The 14,598-nt window shown below is 31.0% G+C and carries 17 protein-coding genes; 8 read left to right on the top strand and 9 right to left on the bottom strand.

Annotated elements, in window-relative coordinates:
• Positions 1-19 precede the first annotated feature (19 nt).
• From lepB to Q4Q35_RS17940, 5 genes are read left to right on the top strand one after another with little or no spacing between them, the layout of a single operon-like run.
• On the top strand, positions 20-1,597 hold the full coding sequence (gene lepB / locus Q4Q35_RS17960; protein ID WP_303279403.1) for a signal peptidase I: 1,578 nt from the start codon (positions 20-22) through the stop codon (positions 1,595-1,597).
• A gap of 15 nt (positions 1,598-1,612) precedes the next feature.
• On the top strand, positions 1,613-2,920 hold the full coding sequence (locus Q4Q35_RS17955) for an AAA family ATPase (RefSeq protein WP_303279402.1): 1,308 nt from the start codon (positions 1,613-1,615) through the stop codon (positions 2,918-2,920).
• Entirely contained in the window at positions 2,920-4,149 is a 1,230-nt protein-coding gene (locus tag Q4Q35_RS17950; RefSeq protein WP_303279401.1) for a tetratricopeptide repeat protein, read from the top strand. Before Q4Q35_RS17955 ends, Q4Q35_RS17950 begins: the two co-directional genes overlap by 1 nt.
• Positions 4,149-4,772 carry a WbqC family protein gene (locus Q4Q35_RS17945; RefSeq protein WP_303279400.1) on the top strand — a complete coding sequence of 208 codons (624 nt, stop codon included), beginning with the start codon at positions 4,149-4,151 and terminating at the stop codon, positions 4,770-4,772. Before Q4Q35_RS17950 ends, Q4Q35_RS17945 begins: the two co-directional genes overlap by 1 nt.
• On the top strand, positions 4,772-5,080 hold the full coding sequence (locus Q4Q35_RS17940; RefSeq protein WP_303279399.1) for a DUF6122 family protein: 309 nt from the start codon (positions 4,772-4,774) through the stop codon (positions 5,078-5,080). Before Q4Q35_RS17945 ends, Q4Q35_RS17940 begins: the two co-directional genes overlap by 1 nt.
• Positions 5,081-5,273: 193 nt before the next feature.
• Here the strand turns inward: Q4Q35_RS17940 and Q4Q35_RS17935 are convergent, their stop codons facing one another.
• The 8 genes from Q4Q35_RS17935 to Q4Q35_RS17900 form a co-directional block, all read right to left on the bottom strand.
• Positions 5,274-6,305 carry an endonuclease/exonuclease/phosphatase family protein gene (locus Q4Q35_RS17935; RefSeq protein WP_303279398.1) on the bottom strand — a complete coding sequence of 344 codons (1,032 nt, stop codon included), beginning with the start codon at positions 6,303-6,305 and terminating at the stop codon, positions 5,274-5,276.
• A gap of 283 nt (positions 6,306-6,588) precedes the next feature.
• Entirely contained in the window at positions 6,589-7,455 is an 867-nt protein-coding gene (locus Q4Q35_RS17930) for a rhomboid family protein (RefSeq protein ID WP_303279397.1), read from the bottom strand.
• Positions 7,455-8,186, bottom strand: a complete 732-nt coding sequence (locus tag Q4Q35_RS17925; protein WP_303279396.1) for a rhomboid family intramembrane serine protease — start codon at positions 8,184-8,186, stop codon at positions 7,455-7,457. Before Q4Q35_RS17925 ends, Q4Q35_RS17930 begins: the two co-directional genes overlap by 1 nt.
• A gap of 3 nt (positions 8,187-8,189) precedes the next feature.
• Positions 8,190-10,043 (bottom strand): DNA mismatch repair endonuclease MutL, encoded by a 1,854-nt coding sequence (gene mutL, locus Q4Q35_RS17920; protein ID WP_303279395.1) that lies wholly within the window; start codon positions 10,041-10,043, stop codon positions 8,190-8,192.
• A gap of 3 nt (positions 10,044-10,046) precedes the next feature.
• A complete protein-coding gene (locus Q4Q35_RS17915; RefSeq protein ID WP_303279394.1) occupies positions 10,047-10,334 on the bottom strand; it encodes a riboflavin synthase subunit beta in 288 nt (95 codons plus the stop codon).
• A gap of 18 nt (positions 10,335-10,352) precedes the next feature.
• Positions 10,353-10,586, bottom strand: a complete 234-nt coding sequence (locus tag Q4Q35_RS17910) for a hypothetical protein (RefSeq protein ID WP_303279393.1) — start codon at positions 10,584-10,586, stop codon at positions 10,353-10,355.
• 249 nt (positions 10,587-10,835) lie between these two features.
• The gene (gene ribH / locus Q4Q35_RS17905) at positions 10,836-11,321 is read right to left on the bottom strand and encodes a 6,7-dimethyl-8-ribityllumazine synthase (RefSeq protein ID WP_303279392.1); all 486 of its coding nucleotides are present in this window, start codon (positions 11,319-11,321) and stop codon (positions 10,836-10,838) included.
• A gap of 11 nt (positions 11,322-11,332) precedes the next feature.
• Positions 11,333-12,103, bottom strand: a complete 771-nt coding sequence (locus Q4Q35_RS17900) for a tetratricopeptide repeat protein (RefSeq protein ID WP_303279391.1) — start codon at positions 12,101-12,103, stop codon at positions 11,333-11,335.
• Between the two features lie 136 nt (positions 12,104-12,239).
• Here Q4Q35_RS17900 and recF point away from each other — a divergent pair, with 136 nt between their 5' ends.
• The 3 genes from recF to Q4Q35_RS17885 all read left to right on the top strand — a co-directional run bounded on the left by recF (position 12,240) and on the right by Q4Q35_RS17885 (position 13,913).
• The gene (recF, locus tag Q4Q35_RS17895; protein WP_303279390.1) at positions 12,240-13,319 is read left to right on the top strand and encodes a DNA replication/repair protein RecF; all 1,080 of its coding nucleotides are present in this window, start codon (positions 12,240-12,242) and stop codon (positions 13,317-13,319) included.
• Between the two features lie 8 nt (positions 13,320-13,327).
• A complete protein-coding gene (locus Q4Q35_RS17890) occupies positions 13,328-13,624 on the top strand; it encodes a DciA family protein (RefSeq protein WP_303279389.1) in 297 nt (98 codons plus the stop codon).
• Positions 13,625-13,721: 97 nt separating this feature from the next.
• On the top strand, positions 13,722-13,913 hold the full coding sequence (locus Q4Q35_RS17885; protein ID WP_303279388.1) for a cold-shock protein: 192 nt from the start codon (positions 13,722-13,724) through the stop codon (positions 13,911-13,913).
• A 218-nt stretch (positions 13,914-14,131) separates the two neighbouring features.
• Here Q4Q35_RS17885 and Q4Q35_RS17880 read toward each other — a convergent pair whose 3' ends face one another.
• Entirely contained in the window at positions 14,132-14,551 is a 420-nt protein-coding gene (locus Q4Q35_RS17880) for a nucleoside-diphosphate kinase (RefSeq protein ID WP_303279387.1), read from the bottom strand.
• Positions 14,552-14,598 lie beyond the last annotated feature (47 nt).

Raw genomic sequence — 14,598 nt, 5'->3', positions numbered from 1 at the left:
AAAAATTAAAAATAAAATTATGACGCTTTCGCAATGGCTTATATTCATATTGATTATACAAGTAATACATGGTTTAGGTACGTGGAAACTATACATAAAAGCTGGTAGACAAGCTTGGGAAGCTTTTGTACCTGTTTATAACGGTGTCGTTTTAATGAAAATAATAAAACGCCCATGGTGGTGGGTTATCTTATTATTTTTACCAATAGTAAACCTAATCATGTTTCCTGTTGTATGGGTTGAAACTGCCAGAAGTTTTGGTAAAAATTCGCCTATGGATACTTTTTTAGCCATTATAACTTTTGGTTTTTACAATTACTATTTAAATTATATAGCAGATGTTAGCCATATTGAAAATCGTAATTTACAACCAAAAACATCTGCAGGAGATTGGGTGAGTTCTATTTTATTCGCTATTGTTGCTGCAACAATAGTTCATACATATTTTATACAACCCTTTACAATACCATCATCCTCACTAGAAAAATCTTTGTTAGTTGGTGATTTTCTTTTCGTAAGTAAATTTCATTATGGTGCTAGAATACCTATGACAACTGTTGGAGCTCCTATGGTGCATGATACCATTCCTAAACTAGGAACAAAATCATATTTATTTAACGATAATTTTGAAGAAAGAAAAACCTCTTGGATAAATAAACTCCAATTACCTTATTTAAGGTTTCCCGGTTTTGAAAAAATAGACAGAAATGAAATAGTCGTTTTTAATCAACCGGCAGACACTTTACTGGATATGAATAATTTTCGTCCAGATAGAAATTATTATAAGCCTATAGACAAAAAAACCAATTTAGTAAAGAGATGTGTTGCCGTTGCTGGTGATTCATTAGAAATTCGAAATGGTTATGTATATATAAATGGTAAGCAAAATGAGCTACCAGACAGAGCGCATTTACAATTTAGCTACTTTGTACAACCAAAAACAAATCAATTTAGCCAGGCATATCTTAAAAAACGATATGATATAACGGATGACTTTAGAATAATAAACGATCAAAATACTTACCATTTTTCTGCTATTTCAGACGAAGCTTTAGCTAAGTTTAAAAACCATCCAAACGTTGCAAGTATAACCCCTATAAAGCAGAAAAAAGGCGTAAGAGACCCAAATGTTTTTCCACACAATCCAAATTATAAATGGAACGTTGATTTCTTTGGCCCACTATATATCCCCGAAGAAGGAAAAACTATTGATATAAATTTAGACGTGTTGCCATTATATAAGCGTGTCATTACAGAGTATGAGTGTAATACACTGCAGGTTAAGGATAATCAGATTTTAATAAACGGTGAAGTAGCAAACACTTATACCTTTAAACAAAATTATTATTGGATGATGGGAGACAACCGTCATAACTCTATTGATGCACGTGCATGGGGATTTGTCCCTTTTGACCATGTAGTAGGTAAACCAGTATTCATTTGGATGAGTTGGGATGGTATAAAAAATCCTCGTTGGGAACGTTTCTTTACCACAGTAAGTGGTAGTGGTAAGGCGACATCTTATTTTATTCCATTTCTTGTTTTATTATTTGGATGGATTGGGTTTAACAAATGGAGAGCACGTAAAAAAGCTTAAACGTAGGATAAATATATGGACAATTCTTTATTAGAAAGCCTTCTTAAAGCTCTAGAGTTTTCTCCTGATAACATAGAATTAAGGTTACAGGTAGCAAAAATTTATATTAATAATTTAAACTATATTAAAGCTGAGGATCATTTAATTCAAATTCTTGACAAAGAACCAAAAAGCAAATATAAATTTCTTTTAGCTAAATGTTATTTTAACCAATCTAAATATAACTTAACAGAAGTAATCCTAGAAGAACTTATAGAAAAGAGTAATAATATAGATTACCTTGAACTTTATTGTCATTGTTTACTTAAACAAAATAACCATTCTAGTGCCCTTTCTATCTATCAAAATATCTTATCCATTAATAACAAATACAGAAACGAAGATTTTGAAAGTTTATTTAAAACTTCAATAGGAGGAAATTCGTCTTATGATTTTATAGATGAAGATGCATCAAGTATTTTGAAAAAGCCCACTATTAACTTTAATGATGTTGGTGGTATGGACAAAGTCAAAGAAGAAATAGATTTAAAGATAATCAAACCTCTTATACACAAAGATCTTTATAAAGCTTATGGGAAAAAAATTGGTGGAGGAATTTTGCTTTATGGACCGCCAGGATGTGGAAAAACTCATATAGCAAAGGCTACAGCTGGAGAGATTAATGCTAACTTTATAAATATTGGCATTAATGATATTCTAGATATGTGGTTAGGAAATTCCGAAAAAAATTTACATGAAATATTTGAAACAGCTAGAAGAAATAAGCCTTGTGTTATTTTTATTGATGAAATAGATGCTCTTGGAGCTAACAGAAATGACATTAATAAAACAGCAGGAAGAACTGTAATTAATCAATTTTTATCAGAATTGGATGGCATAGAATCTGACAACGATGGTATTTTAGTTTTAGGAGCAACAAATGCACCATGGTATATAGACCCTGCTTTTAGACGACCAGGACGTTTTGATAGAATAATATTTGTTTCTCCACCTGATGAAATTTCGAGAAAATCTATCTTTAATATTGAACTAAAAGGAAAACCTATAGGCAATATAGATTTAGATGAACTTGCAAAGAAAAGTAAAGAATTTTCTGGAGCAGATATAAAATCAAGTATTGATATAGCTATAGAACAAAAACTTAAAGAATCATTTAAAGACGGTGTGCCAAAGCCTCTATCAACAAAAGACATTATAAAAACTTTCAAAAAAATGAAAGCATCAACTAAAGAGTGGTTTAGTTCTGCTAAAAACTATGCGTTATATTCTAATGAGTCTGGACTTTACGACGATATCCTAACTTATTTAAAAATAAAAAAATAATGGATAGTCCAAATTTAGAAAGAGGTATTCAACTTTTTGAAATGGGAAGATACCAAGATGCTATCACTTATTTTCAAACAGCTCTTTCTGAAAACGTTGATAATTTTACTTCTAAGTATTATTTAGCTCAATGCTTTTTCCAAAATAGCAACATAAAAAAGGCTTTAAGCTTAGCTTTAGAACTTAGATCTTTAGCTCCAAATGATGAACACGTTTATTTCTTATTATCACAAATTTATTTACATAACAATGATAATAAAGAAGCTGAAAAGAATATTGATAAAGCAATAGAAATAAATCCATATGATGAAAATTTCTTTGGTCAAAAATCATACATTTTACTTTCACAAAAAAAATTCGAATATGCATTGGAATATGCCAATGAAGGACTAAAAATTAATGCAAAAAGTATCTTTTGCTTAAATGCAAGAACAACTGCATTAACAAAATTAAATAAAAAAGAAGAAGCAAGTTCTTCAATCGAATTTTTGTTAAATGACAACCCTGAAGACGCACACTCTCACGCTAATGTTGGATGGAGTCATTTAGAGAACAACGATATAAAAAAAGCATTGACTCATTTTAAAGAGTCATTAACATTAAACCCTAACTTAGAATTTGCTAGATCTGGAATGGTTACAGCCGTAAAATCTAAAAATAAAATTTATAATCTTTATTTAAGATATGTCTTTTGGATGGGTAATAAGTCAGATAAAAATCAGTGGATCTTTATAATAGGTATTTACCTTATTTATCGATTTTCATTAAAAATACTATCTGCAAGTGGATTAACTTATTTAGCGATACCTCTTATTATTCTTTATCTCTTATTTGCCTTAGGAAGTTGGGTAATGGATCCCTTGTCTAATATGCTACTAATGTTAGATAATCATGGAAAATATCTTTTAGACAAACAAGAAAAGTTGAGTGGACAAGTACTTTTTTCTTTACTAATTTCTTCTTTTATTATGTTATCCTACTCAATTTTAACCAATGATACTTACTTTACTATTTTGAGTTTAACTTTCCTTGCTACAATTTTACCCTTTACAGCAGGGGTTTTATCAAACAAGAAAAACAACAAGACTATTAATTTAATTTATGGTTCTGTCATGCTATTAATTGCTATTTTGGGAAGTGCTTTTAGTTATCCAACAACATTAATAGGATCAATTATTGCTGTTATGTTTATAGCATATACTTGGCTCGGAAGCTTTTTAGTAAAATAATGAATATCATAATACACCCTACATACTTTCCTAACATAGCACATTTTGTTACCATAGTAAAAGCAAAGAACATTATATATGAGGTTGATGATAATTTCTTAAAACAAACCTATAGAAATCGTACCTATATTTATGGTGCTAACGGGAAACTTGCTTTAAACATTCCAGTAATCCATTCGCAAAAGAATCGTCAAAAATATCGAGATGTAAAAATTTTTAACGAAGAAAAATGGCAAAGCCTTCATTGGAAATCATTACTTTCAGCTTATAGAACATCGCCTTTTTTTGAATATTACGAAGATGAACTACAACCTTTGTTTCATACAAAATTCAACTATATTTTAGATTATAATTTTAAATGTCTCGAAGTCATTTATGACTGTTTACAATTAGAATTAAACACGTCAAAATCTAAAACGTATCAAAAAACAATTGAAGGTATAACAGACTTCAGACACTTAGTAAATGCTAAAAAAGAATCAATTCAACATTTTGAAACTTACACACAAGTGTTTGGTGACAAACACGGTTTTATACCTAATCTAAGTATTTTAGATTTACTTTTTAATGAAGGCCCAAATGCTTTAAATTATTTAGAATCTCAAACCATTACTGTACAATAATGCTACAAACAGTTGTTCATTATGGATGTCATATTTTTATTCCATTATTAGTCGCGCTAATTTGGTATAAACGATTTTGGAAACTGGCATTTCTAATTATGTTTTCTGGTATGTGGATCGATTTAGATCATTTGCTGGCAACCCCTATTTTCGACCCTAGTAGATGTAGCATTAATTTTCATCCTCTACACTCCTATTATGCCATAGCAGTATATATTATTCTTTTATTTCCAAAGAAAACGCGTTTAATAGGCTTGGGATTGGTCATCCATATTATTGCGGATACAATTGATTGTACTTTTATGTAAACTTTGGGCTTAATTTTGATTTACAGATTTTAAAACTTCAATAAAAAAACACCAAATTCCAACAACTTACCAAACAATGAACATCTTTTTTATCGCAAAGACGCGAAAACACAAACGCCTAAAAACAGAACCTTTTAATCTTCCATTAAACTAACTGAATACTGGTCACTGAACACTGACCACTGAATACGACCTACTCTTCCCCTCCCAAATCAAGCGTCGCCATAATAGGATAATGATCAGAATAATGAGCATCATAAGCTTTAAAACCATTTACAGAAAATGCTTCATCAGAAAAAATAAAATCAATTCGCATAGGGAAAAATTTAAAATCGTGAGTACGTCCAAACCCATTTCCAGCTTCTTTAAACGTATCATTTAAATTACCTTTAATTTTTCTATACACATAAGAGAATGTTGTATTATTAAAATCGCCACATATAATCATCTTATGTTTACACTTTTTTTTATGCATTAAAAATAATTCTGTTTGAAACTGTTGCATCTTAAATGTAGCTCCTATTCGATTAAAAAGGCGCTCGGAATCTTCTTTTTTAAGAGTTTCAACATTGGTGTCAATATGTAAAGATTCCAAATGAATATTATAAATTCTAATTGTATCAATGCCTTTTACAATATCAGCAAAAATCGCATTATTACCAGTATTTGGAAACGCAATAGATCCGGAATTCACAATGGGATACTGTGAAAAAATAGCCTGTCCGTATTTTGTTTTTTTTCCCGAAAGCTTCTCATATTTATGTTTAAAAAAGGAAAGGTCGATATTTTTATGAGGGTGATATTCTTGAATACTTAAAATTTCTGGAGTCTCTTCCTTAATAAAATCTATAATTTTGTTTTCTATATTTTTTTCAGGAATCCAATCGTAAAGGTTAAATAATCTTACATTGTAGTTCATAACCTTTATATTATTTGGGCTTTCTATCTTTTTTGAAGATGAAAACTTATACAAAGACCCAAAAGAAATATACCCAATAAAAAGCACAAAAAAAGACAGCATTAATTGCTTTTTAAGCTTTACTAGCCAAAAGATAAAGAACAATACATTAACTAATATTAAAAACGAAACACCTAAGTTAAGTACAGATAATAAGGAAAATGTTTTAGGGGGTAAAAACGGTAAGGCAAATGAAAACAATAATAAAAGTGCTACAATTATATTTATAAAGTAGATAATTTTATTTATAAAACTTAATTTTTTCATATTATGATTTAAACATCATAAACCGATGCACAAATTCTATTTTAATGTTTACTGCTTGACTATTTTTTAGTAAACACGTTAATTTCTCTTTTAGAAAACTAATAGAATATCCAATAAAATAACGTTCTGGATTTAGATTGTCTCATTAATCCCTCTTGAAATATTTAAAAAAGAGAAGATAATTCATAAATCTCTTTATGTAAGAAATTTTCGACTAACGAATGTATTTCCTGCCCCAAATGCATGTCTGCTTATTACTATCTTTGGTCTCCCCCAATAAAAACTATTTTCCTGCTCTAAACAAAAACTCTTTTTCTTCGGCGGTTAAACTATCATAACCACTTTTACTTATTTTATCTAAGATAACATCTATTTTCTTTTGATTATTAAACTCTTTAAAATCGGCTTTAGTATACCCACCTACTTTCGATTTATTTTTATGAACCGTTTTTAACGGTCCTTTTTTTGATGACTTAAACATGCTAAAAACAGTATCCATAAACCGCTCAAAACCTTTACCTATATCTTGACCCTTAAATAATTGTTTCGCATAAAAATAGCCTAATAATACGCCTCCCAAATGTGCCAAATAACCACCGGAATTACCATTGGGGTTATTAATCCCAGAAAATACGCCAATCACATCAATTATAACGATAGCAACACCTATATACCAAAGTTTTATATTAAATGTAAAAAATCGGAGTTCTTGATTTGGCATATAAGCACAAAGAAAAATTAATAAGGCTCTCACGGCACCCGAAGCACCTAATAGGCGCGAGTTTGTTCCAAACACATTAGGAAACATAGTATAACATAACATAAACAACAAACCTCCGGCTATAGCTCCTAAAAAATAAATATTCAATGCTGTCTTAGGACTAAAGAGGTTTAAAAACATACGTCCTATAAAATACAACCAGAGCATATTAAAAAAAAGATGCCAAAAATCGTAATGCAAGAAAGCATAGGTTATAATAGCCCATGGCTTCATTATAAAATCAGAAAAGCCACTTGGTAATTCAAACCAGCCTAAATTAGATTTTAAAAGTAAGCCAAGAATATAAATAACTACATTAATAACTATAATTTTTTCCAGCACATTAAGTCTGGACAATTTATCTTTTATGTCTTGAGAGAGCGAGGTCATTAATTCCAACGGTTTCTGTTAAACTGCGTTTTTTTCCAGTACCACATAATTAAGAAGCCGGTTAATGCGCCTCCAACATGTGCAAAATAACCAACATTACTATTAGCTAATAAAGGAGTTCCTGTTAAAAGTGCACTTAGAAAATCACCACCTATCATACCTATAGCTAGGTATTTTATTTTAATTGGAATTGGAGGAAAAAGTAAATACACTTCTCTATTTGGAAATAGAAAGGCATAAGCCGCAAATACTCCCATTATTGCTCCCGATGCTCCAAGCGTAATACCGTTATATATTTGATTAAATTTAGGGCCAATATCAACAAAAACTTTGTCTTCTTTAAATATTTTAATTATTTGCTCTGGTGTTGCTCCTAAACTCAACGCTTGAGTCTCCATTAAATGGTATCTAAGATAATGCTCCCCTAGCTGTAATATAAGTGCCCCTAAACCAGCAGAAATATATAAAAACAAAAACTTATTCCTTCCTATTGCAAACTCCAGTCCGGACCCAACAAAAAATAGTAGTAACATATTAAAAAGAAGATGTTCAAACCCTCCATGCATAAACATGTGAGTAATAATTTGCCATGGCTGAAAGGCTTCATTTTTCGGAAAATGCATGGCAAATAAATCATAAAACAAAATACCTTCACCTACTGTTAAAGTACCTATAAATATAATCACATTAATGATTATTAGATGTTTAACAGTCTCTGAAATCCTCATCATAATCTATATAAATTTTTTGTCTAACTCATCAACACTTAACGTAATAAATGTTGACCTGTTAGTAGGTGAAATATTTGGTTCTTTACAAGCAAACAGTTTATTTACCAAATGTTCTTGTTCATCTTTCTGTAATGATTGTCCTGTTTTAATGGCTAAACTTTTCGCCATCGATTTTGCTAATAAATCGGTTGCACTAAAATTACTATCCGGCACTTCATTTTCTACATCACTAATTAATTGTTCTAAAATAATAGGCACTTCACTTTCTGGTACCGATACCGGAACACCTGTAACTTCAAGAGATTCGTCATCAATACTTGAAAATACAAACCCCGTATTTTCTAAATCGCCTTTCAATTCCTTTATAATAGTAATTTCTTGGGTTGATAAATGTAGCTGAAGCGGAAATAATAATTGCTGACTCACCGCTTCTTTAATAGTCATATTTTTAAGAAGCTCTTCATATAAAATACGTTGGTGAGCCCGATGTTGATCTATAACCAACATACCCGATTTAATGGTGCTTACAATATATTTATTGTGAAGCTGATAGGTCGTATTTGCAGTTTCTATTTGTTTTTCATCATCAAAAATAGAAGGCGTAGACTCTTCACTTTCAAAATGCACTTCACTAAAATCTTGTTGCGTTTTAGTGCCTTTAGATTCTAAACCTACATATAAACTTTCCCAATTTGCAACAGGTTCTTTTTTATAGGTAGATGTACCAGTTGTTTTCGGTTGTGTTTCTTCTTGAAATGGGTTAAAACTCCTGTCTATTTCTATTTTAGGAGTATCTGCAACGTTATTTTTATAATCGTATGGTGTATCTAAACTTGGATCACGTTCAAAATCTAAAACGGGTGCTATATTAAACTGCCCTAAACTATGTTTTACTGCCGAACGCAACAAGGCATACAAAGTATGCTCATCGTCAAACTTAATCTCCGTTTTTGTTGGGTGTATATTAATATCGATAGTTTGCGGATCTACCGTTAAATTTAAAAAATAGCTTGGATGCGTACCATTTTTCAATAAACCATCAAATGCCGAAGTAATGGCATGATTTAAATAGGCACTTTTTATAAAGCGGTTGTTTACAAAAAAATACTGCTCGCCTCTTGTTTTCTTTGCGAACTCAGGTTTTCCAACAAATCCTGATATTTTAAGAACTTCAGTATCCTCTTCAACAGGCACCAACTTTTCATTGGTTTTATTTCCAAAAATATTAACGATACGCTGCCTATAGTTACTAACAGGTAAATTAAAAGATTCGCTTCCGTTGTTATATAATACAAAACTAATATCTGGATGTGCCAGTGCCACACGATGGAATTCATCTATAACGTGTCTTAGTTCAACCGTATTTGATTTTAAAAAATTACGCCTTGCAGGAATATTAAAAAAGAGATTTTTCACAGAAACGGATGTTCCTTTTGGCGTCACTACGACTTCTTGTGAAACTATATTACTACCTTCTATGGTAATAACATTACCAACATCATCTTGTTCTTGTCTAGTCTTTAATTCTACATGTGCTATGGCGGCTATACTAGCTAAAGCTTCCCCTCGAAATCCTTTTGTATGTAATTGAAATAAATCGTCGGCAGTACTAATTTTAGAAGTGGCATGACGCTCGAAACTCAAACGGGCATCAGTAGTACTCATCCCCTTTCCATCATCAATAACCTGTATTAATGTTTTTCCGGCATCTTTTATAATAAGTTTAATGGTTGAAGCGTCTGCATCAATAGCATTTTCAAGCAACTCTTTAACAACAGATGCTGGACGTTGTACAACTTCTCCTGCAGCTATTTGATTGGCTACATGATCTGGTAAAAGCTGGATAATATCTGCCATGTATTACTTAGAAAAGAAAATAGATAAATCGAAATCGATGATAAAAAGAAATATCAGAACAAGAATAGCTACAATTATTAAAACACGCTTGTTAACCTCTCTGTCCTGATTGCTTTTTAAGTCATCTAAAGCATTATTAATTTTTGTTTTTAAACCTGCATTACTACCAACAGTCTTCCTATATTCATCAAATTTATGTTTAATTTCAAAAGGGTTGCCTTCACCTTTATCATCGAAATAACGCGGTGTGTAATTAAATTTTTTATTTTTTCGCAATTTTAATATCCCCATAATTTCTAAGCTTTTAAGTTACATGTATTTTTTCTCTAATAAATACATACAAAGCAATAATAATACCAAAACTAAAATTAAAGTTCTCACTGGCAGGGCACCTTTAACCTGAACATTCTTACCTCTTTGTCGTTGCCATTTGGAAGCAAAATCTTCGGTGTCAAAATTATCTTCTAAACCTAAATCATTTTGATCTTCTTTAGAAAATCTAGATTTATAATTAAAGGTTTTATTTTTGCGTTGCTTAAACAAAATAATTGAATGCTTATACTTCAAAAATACTTAAAAATAGGGAGAAAACAGGGGTTTGAATACCAAAAATTGTTAACAAAACAAAAACAAAGTTTGAAGGTTGAAGTGCGAAGTTAGAAGTATAAAACGAATAGCCAAAAATCACATGTTAAACATTTTCTTACGTAGATAATATTACAAAGACGCAAAGCCACAAAGAAAATCACCTACCAAACACTGAATACTGAATACTGAATACTGAATACTAAACTAACTATTCCTGCGTAATTCGGCCATTTTAATAGCAGCAACAGCCGCTTCGGTGCCTTTATTACCATGCTTACCACCAGAGCGCTCTATGGCTTGTTGCATTGTGTTATCTGTAAGGACACAGAAAATTACTGGTGTTTCATGTATAACATTTAAGTCTTTAATACCTTGTGCTACACCTTCGCAAACAAAATCGAAATGTTTTGTTTCTCCTTGAATAACACTACCAATAGCAATAACTGCATTAACCATTTGTTCTTGCATTTTTTTGCTTCCGTAAATAAGTTCGAAACTACCCGGAACATCCCAACGAATTATATTATTTGGCAAAACACCATGCGCAATCAAAGTATCGTATGCACCTTTATACAAACCTTCTGTAATGGTATCGTTCCACTCTGAAACAACAATCCCAAACCGAAATTTATTCGCGTTTGGGATTGTTGTTTTATCGTAATCGGATAAATTTTTATTTGCCGTAGCCATGCTATGCCAATTTATTTATTTGTCAATACTTGAGCTTTACCTATAAACACATCTACTTTAGAGGCTTCTGTTGCATTAGGGTACCCATTTTTAATTCTCTCAAAATAAGTTAATGCTTTATCTGCTTCTCCTAAATCTAATGCAATAGTTCCTGCTTTATACAAATACATAGGTGTTGTATAGTCGTTATTACGCATTTCGGCTGCTTGTTCGTAATAGCTTAAAGCTTCATTTGGCTGATTTAATTGCACAAAAGCATCACCAATATTTCCTTTAGCTATCGGTGCTAATATTTCGTCATCACTTTTAAAATTCTCTAAATGCTCTACAGCTTTTTTATAATTTTTTAATCTTAAGTAAGCTGTACCCGCGTAATAACTTGCTAAATTAGCAGATGGTGTACCACCATACTCATCAATAATATCTAACATACCAAACTTTCCTTCTCCGCCATTTAGAGCCAAATTGTACAATGAATCTTTTTCAACACCTATAACTGCTTGATCAAAATATTTTTGCGCCTGGAACATATCGTTCATAGCAGATACCTGCTTAGGCTTTGATATAAATTCCTTATACCCTAAAGATCCTAAAACAATTACAGCTACAAGTGCTATAATTATAAAAATATATATTTGATTTTTTTCAACAAACGCCTCTGTCTTTGATGCAGTCTCATCGAGTGTATTAAAAACTTCAGCTGTAGTAGAGTCTGCTTCAATGTTTTGTTCTTTCTCTACTTTATTTTTTGGTTTGTATCCTCTTTTATTATAAGTTGCCATGTATTCTATCTGTATTTATGCCCGCAAAAATATAATTTTTCTTCATAACTAAAAGGGTATTTATTTGATATTTTTCAATAATTTGCACTTCTTTTAAAGAGTTTCACTACTAAATGACCTTTAAGTTACTTTTTGTATGATTTTAAAATCACTTTCATTACTTAATTATAAAAATTTTGATAGTAAGTCGTTTACTTTCAATGATAAGATAAATTGTATTGTTGGTAATAACGGTATTGGAAAAACCAATGTGCTTGATGCCATTTACCATTTGTCTTTTGGGAAAAGTTATTTTAATCCGGTGGCGACCCAAAACATTAAGCACAATGAAGATTTTTTTGTTATAAATGGCGATTATATAAAAGACAATAATTCTGAAAAAATAGCTATTAGCCTAAAACGAGGTCAAAAAAAAGTTATTAAACGCAATGCTAAAGTTTATGAAAAGTTTAGTGAGCACATTGGTTTTTTGCCTTTAGTGATTATTTCGCCGGCCGATAGAGATTTGATTACAGAAGGTAGCGACACCCGACGAAAGTTTATAGATAGTGTCATTTCTCAAAGTGATAAAACCTATTTAAGCCATTTAATCAACTATAATAAAATACTGGCACAGCGCAATGCATTACTAAAGTATTTCGCTTTAAATCATACCTTTAATAATGATACTTTAGAAGTTTATAACAATCAATTAACAGACTTTGGAACTCGTGTTTTTGAGAAACGAGATGCCTTTTTAAAAACGTTCATTCCTATTTTTAAAGCACGTTACGAAGCTATTAGCAATGGTAACGAAACGGTAGATCTGGTATACCACAGCGACTTGTTTAACGGCTCATTAAATACGCTTTTACAAAACGCCATTAACAAAGATAAAGCTTTGCAATACACAAGCGTTGGTGTTCATAAAGATGATTTGCATTTTAATATTGAAGGGCATCCTATTAAAAAATTTGGAAGCCAAGGTCAACAAAAATCATTCTTAATTGCTTTAAAATTAGCTCAGTTCGATTTTATAAAATCCCAAAGTGGCGTAAACCCTATTTTATTGCTAGATGATATTTTTGATAAGTTAGATGAACATCGTGTTACTCAAATTATTAAATTAGTAGATGACGAAAATTTTGGACAGTTATTTATAAGCGACACTCATGCAGAGCGCACAGAAGCAACTGTAAAACAGGTACATCAATCTTATGAAATATTTAAGTTATAAATAAACCGATGGCAAAACGACACAACGAACATATTAGTATTCAAGATGCTCTTAAAGAATTTGTAGAGACAAATAAATTAGAAAAGGGCTTAAATAAAGTGAATGTTGCAGATGCATGGACAAGCCTTATGGGTAATGGTGTAAATAATTACACAGCCTCGATAAGCCTAGAACGAGATACGTTATATATACAGCTAACTTCAAGTGTTCTTAGAGAAGAATTGAGTTATGGGAAACAAAAAATAATCAATATGCTTAACGAGGAATTAGGAAAAGAAATTATTAAAAAACTGGTACTCCGATAATTACACAAGGGTAATTTATGCGAAATTTTTATAAAAAACAAAAAAGCTACGATTATTTATACTATATTTGTGACTTAATTTTTATATAAACAATACAATGAGTAAAGGTACCGTAAAATTTTTCAATGATTCTAAAGGTTTTGGATTTATCGTTGAAGAAGACAACAACAAAGAACATTTCGTACACATTTCAGGACTTATCGATGAAATTCGTGAAGGTGATACAGTAGAATTCGATCTACAAGAAGGTAGAAAAGGATTAAACGCCGTAAACGTAAAAGTAGTCTAACGTATATACTTTAACAATTTACAATTACAAGTCTATCATTTATAATGGTAGACTTTTTTATTACAAAAACTCTAAATTATAGTTAATTATAATGTAGAAATTTTTAAAAAGAAATAAATGCAAAAAATATGAAAGTAATTTAATACTTTTTAAAATAAAAAACCTGTAACAGTATTTGTTACAGGCTTTTTTTATATAATTTCTTCTTTCCAAATAACTTAAAACATCTCTCTCCCGGAAAAATGAAAAGCACCTTCAATAGCTGCATTTTCGTCACTATCACTACCGTGTACAGCATTTTCTCCAATAGACGCTGCATATAGTTTACGAATCGTTCCTTCAGCTGCATCAGCAGGGTTTGTTGCTCCTATTAATGTTCTAAAATCCTCAACAGCGTTGTCTTTTTCTAAAATAGCTGCAACAATAGGGCCACGAGTCATATATTCAACTAAATCAGCAAAAAATGGACGCTCATTATGTATTGCATAAAAAGCTTCTGCATCAGCTTTTGTCATTTGTGTTAATTTCATTGCTACGATTCTAAATCCTGAAGCTGAAATTTTTTCTAATATTGCGCCAATGTGTCCTTTTTCAACAGCATCTGGCTTAAGCATTGTAAATGTTTTATTCGTTGCCATTATATTGTTTTAATTTTGCAGCAAAAGTAATGCTTTTCCGATTAAAA

This window comes from Flavivirga aquimarina (genome assembly GCF_030540835.1).
In the GTDB taxonomy this organism is placed as follows: Bacteria; Bacteroidota; Bacteroidia; order Flavobacteriales; family Flavobacteriaceae; genus Flavivirga; species Flavivirga aquimarina.
The sequence above is the reverse complement of the archived record's forward strand: the minus strand, read 5'-3'. Positions and strand labels throughout refer to the sequence as shown.

Bases quoted from the DNA above. Each gene is read 5' to 3' on its own strand.
- Q4Q35_RS17915 (WP_303279394.1), bottom strand. From the start codon at position 10,334: ATGGGGATATTAAAATTGCGAAAAAATAAAAAATTTAATTACACACCG.
- Q4Q35_RS17900 (WP_303279391.1), bottom strand. From the start codon at position 12,103: ATGGCAACTTATAATAAAAGAGGATACAAACCAAAAAATAAAGTAGAG.
- Q4Q35_RS17940 (WP_303279399.1), top strand. From the start codon at position 4,772: ATGCTACAAACAGTTGTTCATTATGGATGTCATATTTTTATTCCATTA.
- Q4Q35_RS17925 (WP_303279396.1), bottom strand. From the start codon at position 8,186: ATGATGAGGATTTCAGAGACTGTTAAACATCTAATAATCATTAATGTG.
- Q4Q35_RS17880 (WP_303279387.1), bottom strand. From the start codon at position 14,551: ATGGCAACGAATAAAACATTTACAATGCTTAAGCCAGATGCTGTTGAA.
- Q4Q35_RS17890 (WP_303279389.1), top strand. From the start codon at position 13,328: ATGGCAAAACGACACAACGAACATATTAGTATTCAAGATGCTCTTAAA.
- Q4Q35_RS17950 (WP_303279401.1), top strand. From the start codon at position 2,920: ATGGATAGTCCAAATTTAGAAAGAGGTATTCAACTTTTTGAAATGGGA.
- Q4Q35_RS17955 (WP_303279402.1), top strand. From the start codon at position 1,613: ATGGACAATTCTTTATTAGAAAGCCTTCTTAAAGCTCTAGAGTTTTCT.
- ribH (WP_303279392.1), bottom strand. From the start codon at position 11,321: ATGGCTACGGCAAATAAAAATTTATCCGATTACGATAAAACAACAATC.
- Q4Q35_RS17945 (WP_303279400.1), top strand. From the start codon at position 4,149: ATGAATATCATAATACACCCTACATACTTTCCTAACATAGCACATTTT.
- Q4Q35_RS17930 (WP_303279397.1), bottom strand. From the start codon at position 7,455: ATGACCTCGCTCTCTCAAGACATAAAAGATAAATTGTCCAGACTTAAT.
- lepB (WP_303279403.1), top strand. From the start codon at position 20: ATGACGCTTTCGCAATGGCTTATATTCATATTGATTATACAAGTAATA.
- Q4Q35_RS17935 (WP_303279398.1), bottom strand. From the start codon at position 6,305: ATGAAAAAATTAAGTTTTATAAATAAAATTATCTACTTTATAAATATA.
- Q4Q35_RS17885 (WP_303279388.1), top strand. From the start codon at position 13,722: ATGAGTAAAGGTACCGTAAAATTTTTCAATGATTCTAAAGGTTTTGGA.
- recF (WP_303279390.1), top strand. From the start codon at position 12,240: ATGATTTTAAAATCACTTTCATTACTTAATTATAAAAATTTTGATAGT.
- mutL (WP_303279395.1), bottom strand. From the start codon at position 10,043: ATGGCAGATATTATCCAGCTTTTACCAGATCATGTAGCCAATCAAATA.